Source organism: Geotalea toluenoxydans JCM 15764, from assembly GCF_001311985.1.
GTDB classification, from domain to species: Bacteria; Desulfobacterota; Desulfuromonadia; order Geobacterales; family Geobacteraceae; genus Geotalea; species Geotalea toluenoxydans.
Window position 1 is genome coordinate 67,074 of sequence record NZ_BBCJ01000005.1, and the last position, 25,695, is coordinate 92,768.

At 52.1% G+C, this 25,695-nt stretch carries 17 protein-coding genes and 8 pseudogenes; all 25 read right to left on the reverse strand.

Annotated features, from left to right (window positions below; genetic code table 11):
- Position 1: 1 nt before the first annotated feature.
- Positions 2-547: a ribosome hibernation-promoting factor, HPF/YfiA family gene (gene hpf / locus JCM15764_RS04260; RefSeq protein WP_012647364.1), complete on the reverse strand. Its 546-nt coding sequence runs from the start codon at positions 545-547 to the stop codon at positions 2-4.
- A 76-nt stretch (positions 548-623) separates the two neighbouring features.
- Positions 624-2,067, reverse strand: a pseudogene (gene rpoN / locus JCM15764_RS27805) (RNA polymerase factor sigma-54).
- Between the two features lie 62 nt (positions 2,068-2,129).
- Positions 2,130-2,776 (reverse strand): annotated as a pseudogene (gene lptB, locus JCM15764_RS04270) (LPS export ABC transporter ATP-binding protein).
- A gap of 47 nt (positions 2,777-2,823) precedes the next feature.
- Positions 2,824-3,326: pseudogene (lptA, locus tag JCM15764_RS04275) on the reverse strand (lipopolysaccharide transport periplasmic protein LptA).
- Positions 3,327-3,361: 35 nt separating this feature from the next.
- Positions 3,362-3,937, reverse strand: a complete 576-nt coding sequence (lptC, locus tag JCM15764_RS04280) for an LPS export ABC transporter periplasmic protein LptC (RefSeq protein WP_054692931.1) — start codon at positions 3,935-3,937, stop codon at positions 3,362-3,364.
- Positions 3,938-4,079: 142 nt separating this feature from the next.
- The gene (locus JCM15764_RS04285; protein WP_439645255.1) at positions 4,080-4,613 is read right to left on the reverse strand and encodes a KdsC family phosphatase; all 534 of its coding nucleotides are present in this window, start codon (positions 4,611-4,613) and stop codon (positions 4,080-4,082) included.
- Between the two features lie 11 nt (positions 4,614-4,624).
- A complete protein-coding gene (locus JCM15764_RS04290) occupies positions 4,625-5,590 on the reverse strand; it encodes a KpsF/GutQ family sugar-phosphate isomerase (protein ID WP_054693137.1) in 966 nt (321 codons plus the stop codon).
- Between the two features lie 31 nt (positions 5,591-5,621).
- A pseudogene (gene kdsA, locus JCM15764_RS04295) lies at positions 5,622-6,438 on the reverse strand (3-deoxy-8-phosphooctulonate synthase).
- A 41-nt stretch (positions 6,439-6,479) separates the two neighbouring features.
- On the reverse strand, positions 6,480-8,084 hold the full coding sequence (pyrG, locus tag JCM15764_RS04300; RefSeq protein WP_054692935.1) for a CTP synthase: 1,605 nt from the start codon (positions 8,082-8,084) through the stop codon (positions 6,480-6,482).
- 34 nt (positions 8,085-8,118) lie between these two features.
- Positions 8,119-8,880: a 3-deoxy-manno-octulosonate cytidylyltransferase gene (gene kdsB, locus JCM15764_RS04305; RefSeq protein ID WP_054692938.1), complete on the reverse strand. Its 762-nt coding sequence runs from the start codon at positions 8,878-8,880 to the stop codon at positions 8,119-8,121.
- Between the two features lie 190 nt (positions 8,881-9,070).
- Positions 9,071-10,219 (reverse strand): EAL and HDOD domain-containing protein, encoded by a 1,149-nt coding sequence (locus JCM15764_RS04310; protein WP_243688343.1) that lies wholly within the window; start codon positions 10,217-10,219, stop codon positions 9,071-9,073.
- Positions 10,220-10,273: 54 nt separating this feature from the next.
- Positions 10,274-11,340: pseudogene (locus tag JCM15764_RS04315) on the reverse strand (protein-glutamate methylesterase/protein-glutamine glutaminase).
- A 33-nt stretch (positions 11,341-11,373) separates the two neighbouring features.
- Positions 11,374-12,233: pseudogene (locus JCM15764_RS04320) on the reverse strand (CheR family methyltransferase).
- Between the two features lie 163 nt (positions 12,234-12,396).
- A complete protein-coding gene (locus JCM15764_RS04325) occupies positions 12,397-14,079 on the reverse strand; it encodes a methyl-accepting chemotaxis protein (protein WP_243688344.1) in 1,683 nt (560 codons plus the stop codon).
- Positions 14,055-14,510 (reverse strand): MCP four helix bundle domain-containing protein, encoded by a 456-nt coding sequence (locus tag JCM15764_RS21790; protein WP_243688345.1) that lies wholly within the window; start codon positions 14,508-14,510, stop codon positions 14,055-14,057. Before JCM15764_RS21790 ends, JCM15764_RS04325 begins: the two co-directional genes overlap by 25 nt.
- Positions 14,511-14,639: 129 nt before the next feature.
- Entirely contained in the window at positions 14,640-15,149 is a 510-nt protein-coding gene (locus JCM15764_RS04330) for a chemotaxis protein CheW (protein WP_054692941.1), read from the reverse strand.
- A gap of 134 nt (positions 15,150-15,283) precedes the next feature.
- Positions 15,284-16,302 (reverse strand): annotated as a pseudogene (locus JCM15764_RS04335) (methyl-accepting chemotaxis protein); the annotation flags it as partial.
- A 494-nt stretch (positions 16,303-16,796) separates the two neighbouring features.
- Positions 16,797-16,970: a hypothetical protein gene (locus JCM15764_RS21795; protein ID WP_243688346.1), complete on the reverse strand. Its 174-nt coding sequence runs from the start codon at positions 16,968-16,970 to the stop codon at positions 16,797-16,799.
- Positions 16,971-17,011: 41 nt separating this feature from the next.
- A complete protein-coding gene (locus JCM15764_RS04340) occupies positions 17,012-17,518 on the reverse strand; it encodes a chemotaxis protein CheW (protein ID WP_054692944.1) in 507 nt (168 codons plus the stop codon).
- A 203-nt stretch (positions 17,519-17,721) separates the two neighbouring features.
- Positions 17,722-18,468, reverse strand: a complete 747-nt coding sequence (locus JCM15764_RS04345; RefSeq protein WP_054692947.1) for a sensor histidine kinase — start codon at positions 18,466-18,468, stop codon at positions 17,722-17,724.
- Positions 18,462-19,232 carry a PAS domain-containing protein gene (locus tag JCM15764_RS04350; protein WP_243688347.1) on the reverse strand — a complete coding sequence of 257 codons (771 nt, stop codon included), beginning with the start codon at positions 19,230-19,232 and terminating at the stop codon, positions 18,462-18,464. The genes JCM15764_RS04345 and JCM15764_RS04350 overlap by 7 nt, the downstream gene beginning before the upstream one ends.
- Positions 19,233-19,607: 375 nt before the next feature.
- Positions 19,608-20,381 (reverse strand): methyl-accepting chemotaxis protein, encoded by a 774-nt coding sequence (locus JCM15764_RS29315; protein WP_439645256.1) that lies wholly within the window; start codon positions 20,379-20,381, stop codon positions 19,608-19,610.
- A complete protein-coding gene (locus JCM15764_RS29320; protein ID WP_439645257.1) occupies positions 20,318-21,532 on the reverse strand; it encodes a PAS domain-containing protein in 1,215 nt (404 codons plus the stop codon). The genes JCM15764_RS29315 and JCM15764_RS29320 overlap by 64 nt, the downstream gene beginning before the upstream one ends.
- A 273-nt stretch (positions 21,533-21,805) precedes the next feature.
- Positions 21,806-22,753 (reverse strand): MCP four helix bundle domain-containing protein, encoded by a 948-nt coding sequence (locus JCM15764_RS29325; RefSeq protein WP_439645258.1) that lies wholly within the window; start codon positions 22,751-22,753, stop codon positions 21,806-21,808.
- Positions 22,754-23,006: 253 nt separating this feature from the next.
- A pseudogene (locus JCM15764_RS29330) lies at positions 23,007-25,347 on the reverse strand (methyl-accepting chemotaxis protein).
- Positions 25,348-25,695 lie beyond the last annotated feature (348 nt).

The following is a 25,695-nucleotide window of genomic DNA, read 5'->3' on the forward strand; positions in this document are numbered from 1 at the left end:
CTTACTCTTTGTTCGGCTCGATCAAACCATAGTTGCCATCCTTGCGACGATAGATCACATTGATGCTTTCAGTGGCAGCTTCCGTGTAAACAAGAAAGTCCTTGTGAAGAAGATCCATCTGCATTACTGCTTCTTCCACAGACATTGGCTTGAGGGAAAAGGTCTTGGTCCTGATGATAACCGGTTCCTTCTGTTGCTCAATGCTTTCAGCCTCGACTATACTTTTCTGAACTATCCTTTCGCGGCTGTCGGTGGCAGGTTTGTGAGCCTTGATCCGCTCCTTGTACCTGCGCAGCTGGCGCTCAATCTTGTCGACTACGGCATCGACAGCTGCGTACATGTCGTTGGTCTCTTCCGCCGCTTTGATAGTTATTCCCTTGGCGGTGATGGTCACGTCGGCTGAATGACGGATCTTCTCCACGGTAAGAAATACCTGGGCCACAATCGGCTCATCGATATATTTTTTTACCCTTTCCAGTTTTTCTTCCGTGTAGCTTTTCAGGGCGTCGCTCGGGTCCATGTGCCTGAATGTCGTGGTAATTTGCATAAATAGATACCTCCTGTCTTTTATTATAAGCAAGAGCCTGTCTCAGCAGCACAGACACCTGCAATCGGCCAAATTGCTAAAAATGTCTTTTTCTTTCGGAAGATGAGCCGATGCGCAACATTTCCCTGTATTTTGTGACGGTACGCCTGGCAATGTTTATATTATGAGCAGCCAGAAGCTCGGCAAGACGCTGGTCGCTGTATGGCTTCCGCTGGTCCTCCGCATCCACTATTTCCCTGATCTTGTTCTTCACACTTTCGGAAGCGATAAAATCACCTTCATTGGTGGATATGCCACTGTTGAAGAAGTATTTGAGTTCATAAAGCCCTTGTGGCGTCTGCATATATTTGTTGGTTGTCACACGGCTGATGGTTGATTCGTGCATTCCGATGTCTTCTGCAATGTCCCGCAACACCAGTGGCCGCAAATGCTCAATGCCCCGGTCGAGGAAATCCCGCTGAAATTTCACCAGACTCTTTGCCACCTTATACACGGTGCGCTGTCGCTGCTGAATGCTCTTGATAAGCCACAGGGCAGAACGCATCTTGTCGTTGATGTACTCCTCAGCCTTGGCGTCTGCATTTAACCCGGCCTTTCCTTCACTATAATAAAGGGGGTTGATGCGCAGGTTGGGCAGACCTTCATCGTTCAACATGACAACGTACTCTTCACCAATCTTGTAAACGAAGATGTCGGCCGAGATGTACTGGACATCGTCCTGCCCAAACATCCTGCCAGGCTTCGGGTCGAGACCGGCTATGATTCTCGTTGCCGTAAGTACGTCATTGACGTCAACTCCCAGAGCCTTGCTGCCTGTTTGTATTTACGCGCTTCAAGGTCCTTGAGATGATGGGTTAAAAGGGACTCCACCAGACTCCCACCAATGCCCAATGCCTTGACCTGAAGCAGGAGGCATTCTCCCAGATCACAGACAGCGACCCCTGGAGGATCAAATTCCTGGACTCGCCTCAATACGGTTTCGACAGCGGACTCATTGGTTCCGCAGACAGTGGCTACTTCGGCAAGAGAAGCACGGAAATAACCATCCTCATCTATATTGCCGAGAATTTCAGTACCTATCTGCATCTCTTCGTCGGAAAGCCGGGTCAGGCTCAATTGCCAGATGAGGTGATCGAACAGCGTACTCTTCTTTGTCAGCAAATTTTCAAATGAAGGCCTTTCCTCGTCGTCATAGTACTGTTCGCCCGCACTATAATTATAACCATCCAGATAGGATTCCCAGTCCATTTCCCGGGTTTCCGCACCGGCAGTCACTTCTTGAAATTCAGTGACGGGTACTTCGGGTTCTGGTTCCTTTTCACTCAGTTCAAGCTGCTCAACCTCTTTTGTTTCTTCAGCTTCTGGGACCTCATCCAGAAGCGGATTCTCCTCAAGTTCCTGGCGGACAACATCTTGTAGCTCAAGACGGGAAGCTGAAGGAGCTTTATTGCCTGTTGCAACTGGGGAGTCATCACCAGTTGCTGGCTCAGCTTCATCTGTTGGCGCATTTCAATGGCCATAAAAATTTACACCTCTGCACTGAGGGAGTGCTGCTTTTTGTTTTTAAGAAACTACAACAGTTTCAAAGCCTGAACTTTTCCCCAAGATAAAGTTCCCGGGCTTTTTTGCTCTCCGCAATCCGGATCGGGTCACCAAATTCCAGCACCTCACCGGCATTAAGAATGTATGCCTTGTCACAGACTCCAAGGGTCTCCCGCACATTGTGGTCGGAGATAAGTACCCCCAAACCCTTGCCCTTAAGTGCAGTTATTATGTTCTGAATATCAATGACGGCAATGGGATCGATTCCGGCAAAAGGCTCGTCCAGCAGTATGAAACCAGGTTCGGTTGCAAGCGCCCTGGCTATTTCCACCCTGCGCCGTTCGCCACCAGAAAGGGCAAACCCTTTACTCTTGCCGATATGCGTGATGCGGAACTCCGTTAACAGTTCTTCGGCCCTCAATCGGCACTGGCTTTTGGATAACTTCATGGTTTCCAACACAGCCAGCAGGTTTTCCTCGACTGTCAGCTTGCGAAAAACCGAAGGCTCCTGGGCAGGTAGCTGATTCCTTTACGGGCCCTGACATACATCGGCTCCTCGGTGATATCCTCACCGTTCAGGAAGACCTTTCCACTGTCCGGCCGGCACAGGCCAACCATCATGTAGAAGGTGGTCGTTTTCCCGGCCCCGTTTGGCCCGAGAAGGCCGATAACTTCGCCTGAGGCCACCTGAAGATCGACGCCGTTGACAACCGTTCGGCGATTGAAGCTTTTTTTCAGGTCACTGCTATGCAAAAGGTTTTCAGGCTTTGAGCTGCCATCTTTCCCTCTGCCCCTGGATGAATTTCAGCTTCTACCCGTGCATCAGCGCCATTTCCACCACCGGTCACCACACTTCTCTGTTCTTCAACGAAATAGGTGATCACCCTGCCGGAGACGACATTATCCCCTTGAAAAACCCTGGGCGACACATCGAAAACTATCTTGCCGGCCTTGTTATCGTAAACCGCATGCCCTGCCGTAGCCTGCCTGTCCCCCTGGATCACCCTTACGTTGCCACTCGCCTCGACACTATCAACATCCTGATCTTTTTCCGAATATTTTATAATCAACTTTTCGGAATAGATTGTGATGTCCCTTGTCGTGCCGAAACCTTGCCGACAAATGTGGCGGTCCTGTTGGCCGTATCGGTAGAAAGCTCGTCGGACTTTATCTTAATGGGCTGATTGCTTCTGAGGCTACCCGTAAGATCCGATGCAAACACGGTAGCCGTCAGCATTAGCAATATGGTAAATGCACTGCTGATTTTATTGATCACTTGCTGTGCCCGTTCATTATGTCTGCAGTTACACCCTTCTTTATCTTAAGATCCCGTGTCGTGGTTTTAAGTTCCATGCCGACACCGCTGACTTCTATTCTGCCGTCCGTGAATCTTACCGGATCGTCTGTCCTGATCAAGGCACTGGCACCGACAAACCTGGCTGTTGCAGAAGAAAAATGCATGCCTGTATCGCTTTTGGCTATGACATTTCCCGACAGTTCCACATCCTTCGTTTTGCTGTAGTAGTCTGCCTCATCGGCAGTAAGAGTGATGTCACCGATTCTGGTTTCTGCAGCCAGGACGAGGCGGACACCTTTAAGGTGAAAGGCCTCTTTCTTCATATCAAAGAGGGCTTGGTCGGCGAAAAGATCCCATTTTTTAACCCCATCCTTCACCTCGCTGTAGTGAACCTTCTGCAGTGCCATCTCCACATTATGGGGCAGAGGGTCAAGCTTCTCAGCGGGCGACTTTCTCTGCTCGACCTTTAACATGACGGTAGCTATCAGGGAAACACCGGCCAGAACTATGGCCATGGCAAGGATAAGCCTGATCTTTTTCGGTCTCAGCATAATTTACCGGAAGTATAGCATCATAAAAAATGGCTGTAAAGCGCTTTGTGGCGGGCAATTAAAAATTTGGCATGGAGATTGAAGAAGGGTAAAAACCTGGTGAAGGAACAGCGGAAAAGCAAGTAAAAAATGATGATCGGGGTCACTTATAATAACGGTCCGTTATCTCTCCCCATACCCCCTGCTCCTTGAGAAGAAGATCACAAACCTCGCGAACTGCGCCCCAACCACCTCGATTTCTAGTCACAAAATGGGCGTAAGGAATAACTTCCGCCACGGCGTCGGCAGGAGCAGCAGCAAAACCGGCACGCCTCATGACAGGGATATCAATAACGTCATCACCGACAAAAGCTACCTGAGAATGGTCCAGACCGGTCGCCTCCAGTATCTTAAGATACGGTGTCAGCTTGTCCAGACACTTCTGGTAAACGATGCCGATAGCCAGCTCCGCCGCCCGGTTGACCACAACCTGCGACTCCCGCCCGGAAATGATACCCACCTCTATACCCGCCCTCTGCACCATTTTGATGCCGTGACCGTCCTTGACGTTGAAGAATTTGCTCTCTATGCCATTGGAGTCAAAAATGATGCGGCCGTCGGTCATCACCCCGTCCACATCGAGAAGAAGCAGCCGGATGTTTTTCAACCTGTCGGTCAAGGTAAGTGTCTCTTCCATGATTGGTACTCCTAGGCGATTCCTGACTTCAGCAGGTCATGAAGATGAATGATCCCCACCGGGACCGAGCTCCTATCCTCAAAGACAAAAAGTGAGGTAATGGAGAACTGCTCCATCTGTTGGAGCGCCTTGGCGGCCATTTCCGTGCGCCTGATACGCTTGGGACTCATGGACATGAGGTCGTCCACGGGAAGGTTAATGATATCCAATCCCTTTTCCAGGGCACGCCGCAGATCTCCGTCGGTAATGACGCCGGCCATTGCTCCGGTCTCGTCGACAACGCCTGTAATGCCAAGGCCTTTCGACGTAATGACGAACAATGCCTCCCGCATCAGCGTTCCCACCTTCACCAGTGGGACTTCATTTCCCTGGTGCATGACGTCTTCCACCTTGAGGATCAGCTTTTTCCCCAACGCGCCGCCCGGATGGAAAAGGGCAAAATCCTCCGCTTTGAAGCCACGCTCAAGAAGAAGGGCCACGGCAAGGGCATCCCCCATGGCCAGGGTAGCAGTTGTGGAAGCGGTAGGCGCCAATCCCAGCGGGCAGGCTTCCTCTTTGACAGAGATATCGAGAAAAACATCCCCCGACTTGGCCAGTGTTGACGACGGGTTACCGGTCATGGCCACGATATCTGCACCGAGCCGCTTGATGATCGGCAGGATGCGCACAACCTCTTCCGTCTCGCCACTGTTTGAAATGGCTATGACCACATCCCCTTTGATGATCATGCCCAGGTCACCGTGAATCCCCTCTGCCGGATGAAGAAAAAAAGCGGGGGTACCGGTGGAAGCCAGGGTGGACGCGATCTTCTGGCCGATTAGTCCAGACTTGCCCATACCGGTAACGACAACCCGGCCGCGGGAAGAGAGAATCAGCCTTATCGCCTTTTCAAAATCGCCATTGACGCCTTCAGCCAGAGCGAGCAGGGCCTCAGCCTCAATCCGAAATACATTTTTTGCTGCTTCCAAAATACTCATATTTTTCTCAAGCCCGAAATGGTTACAGCCCTTATTTGACAATGGCATCGATGGCCTTCAGCTTTTTCAGCAAGGCAGGCAGATCATCCAGCTTCACGGAATTCGGCCCGTCACAGAGCGCTTTTTCCGGATCTTCGTGTACTTCCATGAAAATACCATCTATGCCGGTGGCAACTGCCGCTCTCCCCAGATATTCGACGAATTCCCGCTGACCGCCTGAAGAACCGCCAAGCCACCGGGCAACTGCACGCTGTGGGTCGCATCGAAAATGACAGGGTAGCCGGTCTGCCTCAGAATGGGAAAACTGCGCATGTCCGAAACCAGGTTATTGTAGCCGAAGGAGACCCCCCTCTCGGTAAGGATCACGTTGTCGTTGCCGGTGGAAACCGCCTTGCCCACCACGTTCTCCATATCCCAGGGGGCCAGAAACTGTCCCTTTTTGATATTGATGACACGGCCGCTCATGGCCGCGGCCACCACCAGATCGGTCTGGCGGCAGAGAAAAGCCGGGATCTGAATGACATCAAGCACCTCGGCGGCAGGCTCCACCTGTTCGATGGAATGTATGTCGGAAAGGACCGGTACCCCCAGAGATTCCTTGACCTTTTTCAGAATCTTCAGGCCATCCTTGAGGCCAGGACCGCGAAAGGAATTTACCGAGGTACGGTTTGCTTTATCGTATGACGCCTTAAATATGAGGGGGATGGAGACACCGTTGCAGATGGTCATGAGACGCTCGGCACAGCGCAGGTTGCCGCTTCGTTTTCAATGACGCAAGGGCCCGCCACCAACACCAGTGGGCGATCTCCACCTATTTTTATATTGCCGACCGAAATTTCCTTAACCATTTCGCTTCCTTTGGGGCACCGATTTCGCACCCTTGTGTCTTTTACGCTTTTTTGTTCTGCAGCGCAGCGGCAATGAACGCCTTGAAAAGAGGATGCGGATTGAGCGGCTTTGATTTGAATTCAGGGTGGAACTGGCAGCCCACAAACCACGGATGGTCTGTTATTTCGACAATTTCAACAAGATCCCCTTCCTTGTAAACACCAGAAAGGACCAGCCCGTTTTCCACAAGTATGGTGCGGTTCTTGTTATTGAACTCGTAGCGGTGACGGTGGCGCTCGGATATCTCCAGCGTCCCGTACGCCTTCTGGGCAAAGCTCCCTTTGGTCAAGGTGCAGGGGTAGGCCCCCAGGCGCATGGTTCCCCCCTTGCGGATGACGCCTTTCTGTTCTTCCATGAGATGGATGACCGGATTCAGGCAGTCTGGCTTGAATTCACTGGAGAATGCATCCTCAAGGCCGCAGACATTGCGGGCATATTCCACCACCGCCATCTGCATGCCAAGACAAATGCCGAAAAACGGGATTTTTCGCGTCCTGGCAAACTCGATTGCCTTTATTTTCCCTTCGGTACCCCGTTCACCAAAGCCACCCGGCACCAGAATACCGTCCACATCCTCAAGAAGGCCATCTATGCCCTCCTGCTCTATCTTTTCCGAGTCCAGATAAGTCAGGTGTACCCGACAATCATTTGCAATGCCGCCGTGGGTAAGGGCTTCGGACAGCGATTTGTACGATTCCGTCAGGTTGACGTACTTGCCGACGATGGCAATACGTACCTTGCCGTGACTTGGATTCATCAGCTTTTCCACGACCTGCTGCCATGGGGCAAGGTCCGGGGCCTTGGTCCAGATATTAAGCTTTTCCACCACCTGCTCGTCCAGACCTTCCCGGTGAAGAGCCAATGGAACGGCATAGATATGCTCAGCGTCCTGGGAGGTTATGACCGCTTTTTCTTCCACGTTGCAGAAGAGGGCAATCTTTGCCTTCATGTCCCGGGGGAGGTCCTGCTCACATCGGCAAATGAGAATATCAGGCTGAATGCCGATCTCCCGCAACTCTTTCACCGAATGCTGAGTGGGTTTGGTCTTCAATTCGTCGGCAGTCTTGATGAACGGGACCAGCGTAACATGAAGATAAAGGACGTTGGCCGCGCCACGGTCAGCCTTGAACTGGCGGATAGCCTCAAGGAAAGGGAGCGATTCTATGTCGCCTACCGTTCCGCCGATCTCGATAATGGCAATGTCCGACCCTTTGGCGTTATCGATGATCTTCGATTTTATTTCGTCGGTTATATGGGGAATAACCTGGACCGTGCCCCCCAGATAGTCACCCCGCCGTTCCTTCTCAATTACCGAAAAATAAACCTGTCCGGTCGTAAAGTTGCTTTTCTTCGACAGGCGGGCAGAGGTGTAACGCTCGTAATGCCCCAGGTCAAGGTCGGTTTCGGCGCCGTCATCGGTAACAAATACTTCGCCATGCTGGAATGGTGACATGGTTCCCGGATCCACATTTATATATGGATCCAGCTTCTGATGGGTTACCCTGAGGCCTCTGGACTCCAGCAGAGCACCCAAAGAAGCGGCGGCGAGTCCCTTGCCGATGGAGGACACAACGCCGCCGGTTACAAAAATAAATTTGGTTTTCATCGCAGTAACTCCTGTAATATCTATGGGGAAAAGCTTATCCCCGGTCCTTCAACCGTTCCAGCACCTTGTCCAGGTCACCAGGTGTATCGACACCGATCGATTCAAAATCGGTCTCGACCACCTTGATGCGATAACCATTCTCCAGGACCCTGAGCTGTTCCAGTTTTTCCGCCATCTCAAGATACGTGGGTGACATCTGGGCGAACTGAAGAAGGAACTCGCGCCTGTAGACGTACAGCCCCACATGTTTGAAGCAGAGCAGCTTACGTGAAGAGAATGCCTCGTCCTTCAGATCATTCCACTTGTCGCGAAAGTTCGGCAGCGGCGAACGGGAAAAATAGAGAGCATACCCCTCCCAGTCGGTTACAACCTTGACCACGTTGGGACTGAGAAAGTCATGCAGGCTCTTGATGCGTGTCTTCAGTGTTCCCATGAGCAGGGAAGAGTCCTCAGCAAGGGGTTTGATCGCCTCATCGATCATTGCCGGATCTATGAGGGGTTCGTCTCCCTGTACATTGACGATAATGTCCGAATCGAGCCGGGCAGCCACCTCAGCCAGACGGTCGGTGCCGGTCTCATGGGACCTGGAGGTCATTTCCGCTCTGCCGCCGAAAGCACGAACAGCCGCAATGATACGCTCGTCGTCGGTGGCCACGACAACTTCCGAGACCAGCGATGCTTTCAGGGTACGTTCGTAAACATGCTGCACCATGGGCTTTCCCTGAATCTGAGCCAGGGCTTTCCCTTCGAAACGCGTCGAAGCATATCTTGCGGGGATAATTGCTGTTATCTTCATAGGATAGAGGGACCGTAACAAGAAAAAGTGGAATGTGTCCCTTCTCATCGGGCGGGACAAAGTAAGTTACATCAAAAGAAAGGGTCGTGTCAAGGAGGGAATTAGACCATGCCTGTCAAGCCATTGGTCCAGTTAATCGTCTCCAGTTGGGCTTCCAGAAGATGATCGGGTGTCAGTTTCGTCCGGTTCATCAGTTGCTCGCCATTTTGAAATCGGCCTGCTCAACCGTCTCCGTCAGTTGCAGAAAATGGCCGAGAATCCCTTCCCGAGCCAGTAAAGCCCGGCGGATATCATCATCCAGATTGAGCTGCTGCACCATCTCTTCCATGGAAACCTCAAACAGGGAATCAACCAGAGAAAGAACACCGGTCATGAAAGCACGATCCGAAAAATCAGTGTTAACGAGCATGGCTTGCTGTTTTTTGACCAGAAGTTCCATCAGTTTACCCCTGCTTGCCGCAATTTCCAGAAGAGGGCTGAATACTCCCTGGTCGCTTTTGCTGGCATAAAGGGCCAGCATGATCCACCGTTTCAACTGCTGCAGCCCTAAAACCATAAGAGCGTGACGCAGGGTCTTGATCCTCTCTCTCAGGCCGATGGCCACCGAATTCACCAGCCGCAGCAGGTTGTAAGTAAGGTTCGGGTTTTCCTTGAAGGTTTCCTCGATCTCGCTCAACTCCGCCTCTCTCATCACCTTTTCCAGCAGTTTTGTCAGTGTCAGCTGGGCAATGTCCACCCGCTTCTGTTTCAAGACTACCGGATGGGCAAAGAAATAGCCCTGAAACAACTGAAAACCCTGGGCTGAGCAGAAAGCGTATTGTTCGGCTGTCTCCACCTTTTCCGCCAGCATGGTGAGGGGCCAGCGCTTCAACAGCTGCATCATTTCCGGAATTCTCTCAGGTGAGGTCTGGAGGATGTCCACTTTGATAATGTCGGTCAGCGTGTAAAGCTCTTCAAAGGCCGGATTGTATTCATGATCATCAAGAGCTATGGTAAAACCCTGCTTTTTGAGTTCCCTGCAGCGCTCGATCACTTGACTGTTTATTTCAATGGTCTCCAAGAGCTCAACCACCACCTGTTCCCGGGGCAAAAGTTCCAGGCTGTCGCTCATGAGCATCTCCAGGTCCACGTTGAAATACCCCTTGTGCCGACCAAGTACCTCGTTGGTGCCGAAGTCAGTGAGAGCATTGATTATGACACTGGCACTGGCCTGAAAGCTGTCGGTGATATTGGCAGAACAGAGACTTTCCGCCGAGCGGAAGAGAAGCTCGAAGCCGATTATCTTCTGGTTTATGTCCAGAATCGGTTGACGTCCTAGAAAGAATTTTTCCTGCCCCACAATGTCTCCCTGAATGCTGGTTGCATCTCTCTGCTACGTCACTTTTGCAGCTTGCTAATCACACAGGCGTATAACTTCTCTTGCTATGCAATCCAGGGGCCGAACCAGATCAACTCCCCCCAGTTTTATCGCTTCATTCGGCATACCGAACACCACCGAAGTCGCCTCATCTTGGGCGATGGTCTTTGCCCCCGCCTCTTTCATTTCCAGCATTCCCTTGGCGCCGTCGTCCCCCATGCCGGTCATTATAACCCCCACGGCATTTTTACCGGCATAGCGGGCTGCCGATCGAAAGAGCACGTCGACAGACGGGCGATGCCTGGAGACAAGGGGCCCATCCTTAACCTCTACGTAATAGCGGGCGCCGCTTCTTTTCAACAGCAGGTGGTGATTGCCAGGGGCAATGAGAGCTCGCCCACGCACCACCGTATCGTTATTTTCCGCCTCCTTCACGGAAACCCGGCAAATTCCGTCCAACCTCTGGGAAAAAGCCCGCGTAAAACCCTCTGGCATGTGCTGCACGATGACTATTCCCGGGCTGTCCGCAGGCAGGACCTCCAGAAAAGCGCGCAATGCCTCGGTTCCCCCGGTGGAGGCTCCCACCACCACAACTTTCTCCGTGGTCTGCATCATAGCCTTGGAACTCGGTTTTGCCATGATGACGTCAGCTGTCAGCTTCGGGGCAATGGCACGCGGCTTTGCCGCCACCTTTCTTAATCTGGCCTGGCTGGCAGCCTTGACCACATCGCAGATCCTCATCCTGGATTCTTCCAGAAACTGCTTCGTTCCCATCCGCGGTTTCTGGATTATTTCCACAGCTCCATATTCCAAAGCCTTCAAGCCGTCTCCGAGCCTAAATCCGTAAGGCTGGAACACATCACCACCGGAATCGGGTGCTGGCTCATGATCTTGTGGAGAAATGTAATGCCGTCCATGCGAGGCATTTCCACATCAAGGGTTATGACGTCAGGCACCTCGTCTCTGATGCGGTCAGCGGCAATAAACGGGTCAGCTGCCGTGGCAATGACTTTGATCTGTGGGTCAGACTCGAGGATTTCCACCATCGTCTGCCGAACCACGGCAGAATCATCCACAACGAGCACGCGAATTTTATTTTTCATGGCCACCACGCTTTGAATTCGAGATTTTTCCTCTCATCTGAGTTTCCTGTAGACAGTCGGATGAACCGCCGTAAGTGGCACGTTTAACCCATTGAGCGTTTCGGAATGCCCCATGAAAATATGCGACCCCTGAGCCATGTGCATGTAAAAGTGTTCAAGAGCCGCTCCTGGGTCTGACGATCGAAATAAATAATGACATTTCTGCAAAAAATAATATCCAGCTGTTCCCGCATTCCGAAATCGCCATCCATGAAATTCAGCCTGCGAAAATGGACCTTGTCGCGCAGGGCAGGGATAATTCTCACTCGGGGATTGTTTTTGTCTTTGCCGCGCAGCAGGTACTTTTTCTTCAGGGCCATGGGGACAGGAATCACCCGCTCTTCCTCATATATGGCCAGCTTGGCTTTCTCCAGGACCCGTGAGGAAATATCGGTAGCCAGAATTTCGAATCTGAACCCCGGACAGGCTTCACCAAACTCGGATAGCACCATGGCCAGGGTATATGGCTCCTCTCCCGAGGAACAGCCGGCGCTCCAGACCATAAGCTTTTTCCCCCTGTGCTTGTTTTCCCATTCGGGGAGAACCTTGTTCAAAAGATAATCGAAGTGTTCCGGCTCGCGGAAAAAATCGGTCTTGTTGGTCGTCACCAGGTCGGTCATCTGGACCATCTCTTCGTTCATCCCTTCGCTACTGAAAAGATACTCGCAGTAGTCACTGAATGAAGATATATCCAGTGTACGCAGCCGTTTCTGCAGCCGCGCCTCAAGCATGGTTTTTTTTGCCGGCGGCATCTTTATGCCCAGCTCATCGTATATGAACTGGCTCAACCGGTTAAAATCCTTTGTCGACAAGGATTGACGTCCATTCAGAGCAGCGTCGGAAGCATGGTCCATTATCACCCCCCTGTGATACTCCTGCAGATTGCAGCAGACAGTTCTTTGGAGTACTTATCGGATCAAGGAAACTATTGTTTAAAGAAAACGCGCATGGAAAAGGGCAGAGGTCCGGCTGACGCCAATGGACTTCTGCCCTTCAGATGCAAGAGATATGGATAGATCAGTACTTTTCGAAATCCACGTCCATGTGGTCGACTCCGCTGTCCATATCCAGATCATGGCCTACGGCAGACTTGGACGGATGGCTGTTGGCCTTTTCGCCATTGCCCATGTGCTGAATCCTGATCCTTTGGGGTTGTTTGTCTTTCTGGTAAGCAGGCGCCCTGGCAGCGGCTTTTTTCCCCTGTTCGACGTTCTCAATTCGGAAAAAGGAGATCGAACATTGGAGCTGCTCTGCCTGGGAAGCCAATTCTTCGGCAGTGGAAGCCATTTCTTCGGAAGCCCCCGCATTCTGCTGGATGACCTGGTCCAGCTGCTGGATCGCCTTGTTGATCTGCTCGGCCCCGGTGTCCTGCTCCCTGCTGGCGGCGCTGATTTCCTGCACCAGTTCGGCGGTTCGCTGGATATCCGGCACCATCTTCGTCAAAAGATCCCCTGCCTTTACCGCCACCTCCACACTGGAGGCGGACAGATCGCTGATCTCTGCAGCCGCTTTCTGGCTCCGCTCGGCCAGTTTACGCACCTCGGAGGCCACCACCGCAAAACCCTTGCCGTGTTCTCCGGCACGGGCGGCCTCTATGGCCGCATTAAGCGCCAGAAGGTTCGTCTGGCGGGCAATCTCTTCGATGATGGAGATTTTTCCGGCAATGTCCTTCATGGCACGGACGGTTTCTTCCACTGCCTTGCCCCCTTCACGGGCGTCGCCGGCAGATTTCACAGCTATCTTTTCCGTCTGCAGGGCATTGTCGGCGTTCTGCCTGATGTTGGATGACATCTCTTCCATGCTGGATGATGCCTCTTCGGCAGCTGCCGCCTGCTCGCTCGCCCCCTGGGACATCTCTTCCGAGCCCGATGACATCTGTTGGCTACCTGAGGCCACATTATCGGCAGCGCTTTTCACCTCGGTGACAATTTCCGTCAACTTTTTAACCATCAAGGCCAGGGCCTGCATCAGTCTATCGTTTGCCGAGCGTTCTTCCACCTTGACCAGCAGGTTACCCCCCGCAATCTCCTGGGCCAGCAGTGTCACATTGTTCATTGCCTCTATCAGCTGATTGATGTTGTTCTTAATCTCGTTAAAATCCCCTTGATAGGCATCGGTAATCTGCGGGGGCACGTCCCCCTTGCTGATACGATTGACACAATCGGCGGTCATTTTGAATGGCGTTACAAAGGCATCCACCAGCCTGTTGATCCCGGTCAACAGGTCGGCCCATCCCCCCTGGTAACCGGAGGTGTCGCCGCGCCGATCCAGCTTTCCTTCCTGAATGGCTGTAATGAGGGTGACCGTTTCCTTGAGTATGCCCTTGATGGCAGCAACCATTGCCGTCAGGTTCTGACCCAGGAGGTCCTTGTCCGACCGGATTTTTATCTCGACGGACATATCCCCCGCTGCCACCCTTTCCGCAGCCAGCGCCGATTCACGCAGACTGTTGATCATGTTCTTCATGGCACTCAACAGCTGACCGGTCTCATCGCCGGACATAACCACGATATCCACCGACAGGTCTCCATCCGCCAGCTTATTGGCGACATCAACCGCTTCCGAAATCGGTTTCTTGATGCTGCGTGTGATAAGTATGCTGATCAGGAATCCAACAGCTATGGCAATCAGGCTGACGATAAGCATCATCACCACCGTCTTGTCCTGTTTCGCCATTACCAGTTTCTTCGCCCCTTCCATGCGTTTATTGGCCTCTTGGGCAAATTCAACGGCCGTCGCTCCATTTTATGACTTTCATCCTTCACGTCGCCAATGGCCTTGTTGGCATCGGCAGTAGTCAAGATTTTCCCCTCTTTGATAAGGGAATAGACCTTGTTGTAACCGGCAGCGTATCCAGCCAGTTTATCCTTGATGATCTTTACCTGCTCCTTGTCCTGCGTAGTCACGGCTACCTTTTCAAGGGCGGCAATCCGCTCCTCGACCTTTTCCCGCTCCCCGTTCCACTTCTTGAAGTACTCATCCACCTTATCCATGGAAGCTATGTTGATGAATGTGTCCTTTTCATAACGCCGCAACCCGAGGATGTTGGCCCGGGCACGGGCAGAATGCTGGGCTATTACCGCATCGCCGTCCAGCATAGCCACTGTAGTACCCGATACGGCGTTTACCAATAGCCCACCAACCCTACCAGAAGCAACATGACCAGCACCAGTCCAAAGCCCAGGCCCAGCCTCATTCCAATCTTCAAGTCCCAAACCTTCATTGCTATCCTCCTGATTTGACTATTCAACCGGTAAAAGTCAGCCGTTGGAAACCTGTGAGATATCGTCATCAATGGCCTGCACCGCAGCCAGCTCTTCGCCGGAAAAAATCCTGTCGATATCCAGGATCATAATGAATTGCTCATCTCTTTTGCCCATGCCGCGGATGAAATCGGTCCTCATCTTGGTGCCGATTCGCGGTGGCGGCTCGATCTGATCAGGCTCCAGATCCAGCACCTCCTGCACCGAATCAGCCATGGCACCGAGGATCGTGATCTCACCGTCCACATCCACCTCGACGATGATGATGCAGGTATTGACGGTATTCTCCGTGGCATTGATGCCGAATTTCAGCCGCATGTCCACCACCGGCACCACATTGCCGCGCAGGTTGATGACACCTCGCATGAATTCAGGGGTCTGGGGCACCTTGGTAACCGTCGTGTAATCCAACACCTCCCGCACCTTGCCGATATCCAGGGCGAAAACTTCATCATCAAGGGTAAAAGTAAGATATTGTGTTGCACCTTCAATCTGAGATCCTTCCATAGACTCCCCCTTTTCGACAAATCTGTTCAAAACACATGATTACTTATCGTCAGACGCATGTTTTTCTTTAGATGGTTAACTATTTAATAAAAAAGCCGCGCAAAGCGCGGCTTCGGTGACCACAACAGCGAGATCTAAAACTTCTCGAACTCTTTATCAAAATGATCGACTCCGCCTGTCATATCCAGGTCATGACCAGCTGCAGTCTTGGCAGGATAGTCGTTCGCCTTTTCGGTACGGGCAATATGCTGTATCTTGACCTTGCGGGGCTGAACGGTTTTGGTTGGGGACGGGGCCTTCGCAGTATTCTTTCTCACCGATTCCCCGTCATCTATCCTGAAGAAGGAGATTGATGACTGGAGCTGTTCCGCCTGGGAAGCCAGCTCTTCGGCGGTGGAAGCCATTTCTTCGGAAGCCCCGGCATTCTGCTGGATGACCTGGTCCAGCTGCTGGATAGCCTTGTTGATCTGCTCGGCCCCGGTATCCTGCTCCCTGCTGGCGGCGCTGATTTCCTGCACCAGTTCGGCGGTTCGCTGGATATCCGGCACCATCTTCGTCAAAAGATCCCCTGCCTTTTCCGCCACCTCCACACTGGAGGCGGACAGTTCGCTTATCTCGGCAGCTGCTTTCTGGCTCCGTTCAGCCAGCTTGCGCACCTCGGAGGCCACGACAGCAAAACCTTGCCGTGCTCTCCGGCACGGGCGGCCTCGATAGCTGCATTCAGCGCCAAGAGGTTGGTCTGGCGGGCGATCTCTTCGATGATGGATATTTTCCCGGCGATATCCTTCATGGCATGGACGGTCTCTTCAACTGCCTTGCCCCCTTCACGGGCGTCGCCGGCGGATTTCACCGCGATCTTTTCCGTCTGCAGGGCGTTGTCGGCATTCTGCCTGATGTTGGAGGACATCTCCTCCATGCTGGACGATGCCTCTTCGGCGGCTGCCGCCTGCTCGCTTGCCCCCTGGGACATTTCTTCCGAGCCCGATGACATCTGTTGGCTACCCGACGCCACATTGTCGGCTGCGGTCTTAACCTCGGCGACAATTTCCTTCAACCTCTCAACCATATTTTTCATTGCAGCAAGCAGAATACCGGTCTCATCCTGGCTGGTAGCATCTATTTCCACTGTCAGATCACCTTCTGCCAGACGGTTGGATACTCCAACTGCGTCATTGAGGGGTTTGGTGATGCTGCGGGTCATGAAGAAAGCGATGATGCAACCCAGCAGAATTGCGCCGGCCCCCATGGAAAGGAGGATGGTCGACACCTTTATGGCCTGATTGACCACTTCACGGGAGTTCCTGATGGCCTCATCGCTTTGAGCTTTTTGCAACTTTTCAACGAGCTCCACCAACGGCCCGCGTGCTTTATCCAGTTCATCATTAATCTTGTTTCCTTCTGCCAGGCCACTGGCAATGAAAACATCCACCATCCGTTTTCCCAGTTGCAGGAAATCTTTCAGCCGGTTCTCAATCGCCTCAACATCCTTCAGGCTGGCCGTGTTGTTTTCCTTGCGAAACATCTCCTTGAATTTCTCCAGGTTTTCCATCACCTTCTTGGAGCTTTCTTCAGCTTCCTTGATACCTTCCCTGTCATGTGTCGCAGCAGCATCTGTTATTGCTTCGGCCATCGAGGTAATTTCTATATCTATCTCGTAGCAGTCATCAGGTAGGGAAGGGATTCCGCCGCTACCACATTGGCGTCATGGCGCACAGTGTTGAGCCTCAAGGCGGTAATGACAATGGCAATGACAAAAACTGCCAATATGATGCTGAAACCCAAACCTAAGCGTGTACCGATTTTCAGATTGCTTAACTTCATTCCATACCCCCTTTTTCAGCCTCTCAATTCCGAGCAATAACCTATTCATTAGCTGCGGCAGCGATATTTTCCCCCTGCACTGCAGCCAGTTCCTCTCCCGAAAAAATCCTGTCGATGTCCAGTATCATGATGAACTGCTCATCCCGTTTGCCCATGCCACTGATGAAATCGGTCCTCATTTTTGTTCCGATCCTGGGAGGCGGCTCGATCTGATCCGGTTCCAGGTCCAGCACTTCCTGTACCGAATCGGCCATGGCGCCAAGAATGGTGACCTCGCCGTCCACAGCCACTTCGACAATGATGATGCAGGTATTGACGGTATTCTCCGTGGCATTGATGGCGAATTTCAGCCGCATGTCCACCACCGGCACCACATTGCCGCGCAGGTTGATCACGCCGCGCATGAAATCGGGGGTCTGGGGGACCTTGGTCACCGTTGTGTAGTCCAGCACCTCCCGCACCTTGCCGATATCCAGGGCAAAAACTTCGTCATCGAGGGTAAAAGTGAGATATTGGATGGCTTCAGCCTGCTCAGTTGTGTGCTCCATGTTTTAACCTTTCTGTACAACCGATGATTTCCCTACCAAGGGTTTGTCGATGTAAGATTTTTCTGACGTGACTTGTAAGCCTTATCGGAGCAATTTCATTTTGCTTAAGGTTTTTTTACGGATATGGAGACAAAAAACCTCGCAAATCCGGGAATTTTTTCTGATTACGGGCAAAAAAAAGGCCACGTTAATCCGTGGCCGGCTCAGCAAAACTGGTTGTAAACTCTTACAGGCTGAAAAAAAAATGTCGCTCCTTTCTCAATATCACCTTGTGCCCAGATCCGCCCTCCATGGCGCTGAATTATCCTCTGCACGGTGGCAAGCCCGATGCCCACACCGGAAAATTCTTCCGGGCGGTGAATACGTTCGAACGGCTTGAACATTTTCTTGGCGAATTTCATATCGAAGCCTGCACCATCATCGCGGATGAAAAAGACCTTTCGCTTTTTCAGCTCCATCACGCCGAATTCGATGATCGCCTGTTGATGCTTCGCCGTATACTTGCAGGCATTATCCAGGAGATTTTTCAGGGCCAGCATCAGCAGCCTTCGATCTCCTTTTGCCAGGACCATCGGCGCAATCAGCCAACGGATGTTGCGCCCGGCATAAGCCGTTTTCAAATCATCCATGATTGAAAGGCACATCTCGCTCAGATTTACCTCTTCCACCGTCAGGTCGCTACGGGTCAGCATGGTCAGCTCAAGAAGTATATCTATGACCTCTTTCAGCTGTTTGCTGTTCCTCTCGATGCTTTCCCCATAGGTGCGCCCCTGGCTGTCGAGGCTTTCGCCGCAATCTTCGAGCAGTGCCCGGCTGTATCCTTCAAGACGCGTCAGCGGCGCTCGAAGGTCATGGGATATGGCATAGCAGAAGCCCTCCAGTTCCCGGTTGGAAGCCTCAAGCTGAGCAGTTCGCTCCTGCACCCTCGTCTCCAGTTCCTCGTTCAGCATGCGGATCTCGTCTTCTGCCCGTTTGCGGCCGCTGATATCACGGTTACTTCCCCGGGTGCCAATGAAATTGCCGTCGTCATCATGGGCAGGCTGGCAAACATGGCCGATCCAGCGCAGACTGCGTCCGGCCTGACTATACGAAAAGCAACCGAATCCGTTCTCCGTTCCTGTTCCACTTCTTTTATGTGCGCCTCATAACCTTTCAGATCATCGGCGAAAATGATCCGACGGAAAAGCTCCGGATCGGCAACGAATTCTTCAGCCCCATGGCCGGTGATTTCTTTGCATGCAGGAGAGGAATAGATAAATTTCCCTTCAGTATCCTGCCAAAACTCCCATCCGTAGGTATTCTCCGCAACGATGCGGTATTTCATTTCCGAAGCACGGAGGGCGGCTTCCACGCGCAGACGTTCTTCCACCTCATCCTTGAGGCGCAGGTTAGCCTTTTCCAGTTCACTCGTTCGCTCCATAACCTTCAATTCCAGGTTCTGTTTCGCTTTCCACAGAGCCTGTTCAGCACAGTATAATCTCTCTTCGCTTTGCCGCAGTTTTCTGCTTCCCAGACAGATCCCGCCAATCCCCACGATCCATAACATTACGAAGCCAAAAGTATTGATCAAACCGACCCTCTCCTCGATGTCGGTGAGAAGCGCGATAGCCATGACCGCAATCACTAAAGTCCAGACCAGTCCCAACAGCTGGACAGCCCGGCCATCCCTGTCAACCAGGACATTATAATCCTTGGAGCCGTTCGCCATCATCATCCTTTCGGGATAAGTTTTGAAGTGATTTATTATATTCAATTAATTTGAAAGGTAAAGCTAAATATAAAAATGCCTGGTTCTTTTGAACCAGGCATTTCAGATTGCTGACAAAGTCACAATATAAGGCTGATCAAAAAGCCCCAGGTGCAAGGCGCCCGAAACCTGAGGAGTGAGGCGTACTTAACGGTACGCCGCAGCGACGAATGGTAAGGGCAACGCCGCAGATGGGGCTTTTTCATCAGACTCAAGTGCCTGGTTCTTTTGAACCAGGCACTTTCGCTTCACTTTGGGTCTTTTGGCCCCCGCTGTGTTGCTCCTCCGGCAAGGCGGCAACTAGGCCTGCGTCGTCGCGCCTTGCCGGGAACCAAAATCCCTCTAGTATTTTTCGAAAATACTGTCCAGATGGTCTTGTCCTTCTGTCATGTCCAGGTCATGGCCGACCACTGCCTTTTTCCCATAACCGTTGGCCTTGGCTTTTTTTATCTCCTTGACCGGCTGCACCTTTTGTTTCACCTGGGGAATGACTTTTTGTTCCATCGGTCGTCTCTCGGCAATAGCGTCACGGATCTTGAAGAAGGCTATGGTGCTTTGCAGCTGCTCAGCCTGTGAAGCCAACTCTTCGGCTGTGGATGCCATTTCTTCGGAGGCGCCTGCATTCTGCTGAATCACCTGATCCAGTTGCTGTATTGCCTTGTTGATCTGCTCGGCGCCGGCATCCTGCTCTCTGCTGCTGGCGCTTATCTCCAGTACAAGTTCTGCCGTCTTCTGAATATCGGGAACGATCTTACTCAGCATGTTTCCTGCCGATTCAGCTACCCCGACACTGGTTGAGGACAGCTCCGAGATTTCCGCGGCAGCTCGCTGGCTTCGCTCGGCCAGCTTGCGTACCTCGCTGGCCACCACTGCAAACCCTTTGCCGTGTTCGCCTGCCCGGGCCGCCTCGATGGCCGCATTCAGGGCAAGGAGGTTGGTCTGACGGGCTATTTCTTCGATGATGGATATCTTGCCGGCGATGTCCTTCATGGCAGCAACGGTCTCAAGTACCGCTTTCCCACCCTCCTGGGCATCCGTGGCCGATTTGGATGCTATTTTTTCCGTCTGTATGGCATTGTCGGCGTTCTGCCGGATATTGGAAGACATCTCCTCCATGGAGGAAGATGCCTCTTCGGCGGCCGCAGCTGCTCACTGGCTCCCTGGGACATTCCGGTGGAAGCCGAAGACAATTCCTGACTTCCGGCCGCCACGTTGTCGGCCGCTTTTTTAACATCCGATACCACCTCATTCAGCATTTTGACCATCGCCGAAAGGGCATGCATCAGTTCATCTTCCGACGAACGTTCCTTGATCTCTACGGTCAGATCCCCACCGGCAACGAGTTTGGCAGCCTCCGTAATGGTTTGAGTGGCCTGAACAGTGGTATTCACTGCATGGGCGATAACATCGAAAGTCTGTTTCACCTCTTTGGTGTCGTCATCTGCCGGTGCGGTGGCAATGGTGAAATTAATCTCTCCCTTCGCCAGTCGCTCCAGGCCATCAACCAGCTTGTTCGTTTCTACAGCCTGGAAGTCGGCTATCTTTTTCGCCACTCTTGCCGCCCTTTTCACAGCGGTCAGATCTGTAACTACCTCCAGCGCCCCCATGACATGGCCCTGACCATCCTTTATGGGCACTGCGGTATAGGAAATATCCAGATCGACGCCAATGGCCGGATGGGCATCCGTCTCGCTGGTTGCTTCACTTCCGCCGGTTATGGCCTGCTGACAGGCACACCGGGCGGTTTTGCAGTCGGATGTCTTGAAGTGATCGTAGCATTTGGTTCCCACCACCTGGGCAGGCGTCTTTCCACCTACCCTCGCCCCCAGGTCATTCATATAGAGGATGGTAAAATCATTATCGATAATCATGGCCGGTGACGGCATGCTGTCGAGAAAGCCCACCAGTCTGCCAATGGTCTCGTTAACACCGTGGACGATGGCACCATATGCCCCCGAGTGCTTGCCGGCATCGGCACGGATATTCAGCCGTCCTTCCATGGCAGCCTGGGCAAGCATTGCTACATCGGTGTTCAGGCCGTTGATAACCTCTACGCATTTATTCACAGCTTCGGCAATTTTTTCGAAAGTAGCTTTTACTTCCATGGTGTCGCCATCGGCAGACTCCGGTACCACCGTCAAATCCACATCACCCTGTGCCAGCCTTCCCAACCCCTCCACCAGCTTTTTCGTTTCCTTATTCTGGTAATCGGCAATTTTTGCGGCAAGGCGGGCAGCCCTCCTGACTGCTGTTTGATCGGTCACCACCTCGAAAGCCCCGACAACTTGGCCCGAATCGTTGCGTAGTGGAATCCCGGTATAGGAGATTTCCAGGTCGAGGCCGGCTGCAGGATGGGCATCGGTCTCGCTGTTTGCCGGCTGCCCGGTCTGAAGCGCTCTTCCACAGGCACAGTTGTGGTTTTACAATCCGACGTCTTGAAGTGGTCGTAACACTTGGTGCCGAGCACCTGTTGTTGCGTCTTGCCTCCCACCTGGCGCCCAATTCATTCATATAAAGGATGTTGAAGTCGTTATCGATTATCATTGCCGGAGCCGGCATACTGTCCAACAGGCCCACCAGCCTGTTAATGGTCGCGTTGACCCCTTCGACCACCCTGCGAAAATCTCCTTCGTGTTTAGCGGTATCGGCGCGCAGGGTAAGCTTGCCCTCCACGGCCGCTTGGCAAGCATATCCGTATCACCGACCAGCATCTTTATGTGGTCGATCATTTTCTTCATGCTGTTTAAAAGCAGGCCTGTTTCATCGGCGCCGGTATTGCCTATCTCAACGCTCATGTCGCCGGCGGCAACCCGGTTGCTGATGTCAACCGCCTGTGCTATGGGCCTGGTGATGCTTCTCGTCACCAGCCAGCCGATCACTCCCGCCAAGGCGAAGCAGACGGCCAGAAGAACATAGATAAGCAGGGAAATTTTCCCATAGGTCTCCACCGCCTCTTTGCCGATCCGGTCCATTTCACCGCTCTGGTACCTGATGACCTCTGACGATGCCTCCAGGTATGCGGTCTGCAACTGACGATACTTGCCGAAAAGCAAGCCTGTCGCAGCTTTTTTATCTCCCGCATCTATGACTGAAAGGACGTGGGTCATTTCCGCCTCGTATTTTGCACGTGCGTCCTGGAGCGTCTTTAGAAGCATCCTGCCTTTCTCGCTCGTGACCGTCTTTTCCAGTTCGTCATAGTGCTTGTTGATGGCTGCAGTGGCCTCGATTACCCTTGACCGTTCCTTCTGCATGACGGTTTTGTCATCGGTCAGAAGCATGTTGCGCAATGCCCTGGCAACCACATTTACCTCACCGATCATTGCGTTGGCCTGAACCGTCTTTGGCCATTTGTCTGTTACCAGAACTTCGACAGCATTATTGATTTTTTTCAGCCCCAGGTGTGAGATGCCCCCCATAATCACCATCAAAAAGATGATCACGCCATAAGAAAGGGCCAAACGCGTTGCCAACTTCATTTCTTTAAACATGATTCTCCTCCGCCGTTGCATGCCATGTACCTTAGATTGATGGGCTACAGACATTTATCGGTAAAGTTATGCAGAACTTGAAGGGAATCTTTCTACTTTTAATCACATAAAGCAGTAGAAATTAAATTATAAAACATGTACAAACTGCAGGGAAATTTGGAGCAATCAGGCAGACTGGAAAATGAAAAAGGCTGGAACCGATATCCATCGGTTCCAGCCCTTTTTTTCACAACTCCTCTTTTATTACTTGATATCAATACATTTCAAAATCCCCGTCCAGTTTGTCATGGGCATCATTCATATCCAGATCGTGCCCGACCACCTTCTTGTGATAGCCATTGGCCTTGGCGTGTTTGATGTTGTCCATTGCAGGAGCGGCATGGGAAACATTGGCAGCCTTCTTTTTATCCTTAACCTTCTTTGCCGGCTCCGTCTCTCCGATCCTGAAGAAGGAGATATTATCCTGCAACTGCTCCGCCTGGGAAGAAAGCTCTTCGGCTGTGGAAGCCATCTCTTCCGAAGCTCCTGCATTCTGCTGAATGACTTGATCAAGCTGCTGGATAGCCTTGTTAATCTGCTCCGCACCTGAATCCTGCTCCCTGCTCGCGGCATTTATCTCCTGCACCAGTTCAGCAGTCTTCTGGATGTCGGGAAGGATGTTTGCCAGCATCTGGCCTGCCTTCTCAGCCACCTCCACACTGGAAACGGAAAGGGTGGAGATTTCGCCGGCGGCATTCTGGCTTCTCTCGGCCAGCTTCCTTACCTCGCTTGCCACCACGGCAAATCCTTTGCCGTGTTCCCCGGCGCGTGCGGCTTCAATGGCTGCGTTCAGCGCCAGCATATTGGTCTGCCGGGCGATTTCCTCGATGATGGAAATCTTGTCGGCAATGTCCCTCATGGCCTGCACCGTCTCGGCAACGGCCTTGCCCCCCTCCTTGGCGTCCTCGGCCGATTTCACCGCTATCTTTTCCGTCTGCTGTGCGTTGTCGGCGTTCTGCCTTATAATTGAGGTCATCTCCTCCATGGATGATGATGCTTCTTCGGCTGCTGCCGCCTGTTCGCTTGCCCCCTGGGACATTTCCTGCGCCGCCGATGACAATTGCATGCTGCCGCCGGCCACATTGTCCGCTGCCGACTTCACCTCTTTTATAATAGCTACAAGCTTCTCCACCATTGCGGACAAAGCCTGCATCAGTTCATCCTCAGCCGAACGCATCTTGAGCTCCACCTGCAGATTGCCGCCTGCTATCTCCTTAGCTGCCGCTGTGATGCCGTTGGTCGAATCCACCAATAGATTCAGGTTGTTCTTGATAATGTTGTACTGCCCCTTGTATTCGGCTGTTATCAGCGGCGGCATGTTACCCTTGGAAATGCGGTCTACATATCTGCCGTCAGCATGAGCGGATTGACGATATTGGTGAGGATATTATTGACGCCGCCCACCAGGTCCTTCCAGCCCCCGGTAAAAAGCTCTGCATTGGCACGCTTGTCAAGCTCACCCTCAGCAGCACCGCGAATGAGGATGTCGGTCTGCTCCAGCAGCCTCTGCATTATGTCGATGCAGTTGTTCAAATTGATCTTTATCTGGTTGAAGTCACCGTTGTAGTTAGCGGTTATCTTTGTCGGAATGTCCCCCTTGCTGATCAGGTCCACATATTCCGCGGCCAGGTTGAGAGGGTTGATAACGGCATCCAGTGTCTGATTGACTCCTGCAACGATCCGTTGGTAGTCTCCCTGGTGCCTGGCTGCATCGGCACGGGTCGCCAGCCTGCCGTCCTGTGCCGCCTGGGCAAGCATGTTGCATCTGCCACCAAAGCTTTTATGGCTTCAACCATTGTCTGCATGGCTGCTTGCAGTCTTCCGGTTTCATCCTGAGCCGTCACATCCAGAGCCACATCCATATCGCCGCCGGCTATCTTGTTGGCTGCGGTAATACATGCTGCAACAGGTTTGGTAATGGCTCGGGTAATGATCAAGGCGATTGTAGCGCCCAGCAACAGAGCAAAAATAGTGCAGGCAAGAATAATCGTTATGGTCTGCTTGCCGAGTGTTATACCCTCCTTACCGATCCGATTCACCTCTTGGGTCTCATAGGCGACAAGCTCGGCTATGCCCTGCATATAATCCTGCTGGCTCGTCCTCATCTTGCCGAAAAGAAGGGCTTTCGCCTGTGCGTTCTTCCCCTGATTAATGAGGTCGATCAATTGTTTCAGATCATCACGGTACTTTTCCCTGCCAGCTTCAACGGCAGAAAAAAGCTCTTTACCTTTCGGATCTTGAATAGCAGCTTTGAGTTTTTCCATCCTGTCATTGATTATCTTGGAACAATCTGGTATACGGCCAATTTCTTTAGCTGTCTCCGACCTGTCATCGGTAAGGATGGCGTTTCTGGTAGCTCTGGCGGCAATATTCAGTTGATCGATAACATCGTTGGCCTGGACGGTCTTAGGGAACTTGTCGGCGGCAAGCTCATCGATATTGTTGCTCAACCTGCTCACATTCACATAGGCCAGCACCCCCATTAAGACCATAAGCAAAAGAACAACGCCATAACCGACTCCCAGTTTGGTACCGATCTTCATGTTCTTGAACATTTACCCCTCCACGTTAATGTGATTGAACCTGGAAATATGGTTCATTTGCAGATGGAGCAGCTCGAATCTTCAAGCATCCCCATCAAGGATGAATAAAGGAGATTAAAATTCTGCTTCAACAATGTCACTTTTCGGGTTGTTGTTTTTTTTCTAAACTTTTTTTTATAAAGAACAGGTAAATTATTTTGATAGTAAAATGGTAGGTAATTACTATTTTCTGGAGTCATCAAAGATAAGCATGGGAGTAATTGGGGTGGGTCTCAAGCTGTTATCGGGGGCTGTCGGTCTAGGTCAGGATGAAATGCGAGGCGCTGCAACGATGAGCAGCGCCTCAAATATAACTGGAAA

Coding starts and splice junctions, on each gene's coding strand:
- hpf (WP_012647364.1), bottom strand. CDS start 547: ATGCAAATTACCACGACATTCAGGCACATGGACCCGAGCGACGCCCTG.
- lptC (WP_054692931.1), bottom strand. CDS start 3,937: ATGCTGAGACCGAAAAAGATCAGGCTTATCCTTGCCATGGCCATAGTT.
- JCM15764_RS04285 (WP_439645255.1), bottom strand. CDS start 4,613: ATGGAAGAGACACTTACCTTGACCGACAGGTTGAAAAACATCCGGCTG.
- JCM15764_RS04290 (WP_054693137.1), bottom strand. CDS start 5,590: ATGAGTATTTTGGAAGCAGCAAAAAATGTATTTCGGATTGAGGCTGAG.
- pyrG (WP_054692935.1), bottom strand. CDS start 8,084: ATGAAAACCAAATTTATTTTTGTAACCGGCGGCGTTGTGTCCTCCATC.
- kdsB (WP_054692938.1), bottom strand. CDS start 8,880: ATGAAGATAACAGCAATTATCCCCGCAAGATATGCTTCGACGCGTTTC.
- JCM15764_RS04325 (WP_243688344.1), bottom strand. CDS start 14,079: ATGGAAGGGGCGAAGAAACTGGTAATGGCGAAACAGGACAAGACGGTG.
- JCM15764_RS04330 (WP_054692941.1), bottom strand. CDS start 15,149: ATGGAAGGATCTCAGATTGAAGGTGCAACACAATATCTTACTTTTACC.
- JCM15764_RS21795 (WP_243688346.1), bottom strand. CDS start 16,970: ATGAAGTTAAGCAATCTGAAAATCGGTACACGCTTAGGTTTGGGTTTC.
- JCM15764_RS04340 (WP_054692944.1), bottom strand. CDS start 17,518: ATGGAGCACACAACTGAGCAGGCTGAAGCCATCCAATATCTCACTTTT.
- JCM15764_RS04345 (WP_054692947.1), bottom strand. CDS start 18,468: ATGCTGAACGAGGAACTGGAGACGAGGGTGCAGGAGCGAACTGCTCAG.
- JCM15764_RS04350 (WP_243688347.1), bottom strand. CDS start 19,232: ATGATGATGGCGAACGGCTCCAAGGATTATAATGTCCTGGTTGACAGG.
- JCM15764_RS29315 (WP_439645256.1), bottom strand. CDS start 20,381: ATGGAGGAGATGTCTTCCAATATCCGGCAGAACGCCGACAATGCCATA.
- JCM15764_RS29325 (WP_439645258.1), bottom strand. CDS start 22,753: ATGTTTAAAGAAATGAAGTTGGCAACGCGTTTGGCCCTTTCTTATGGC.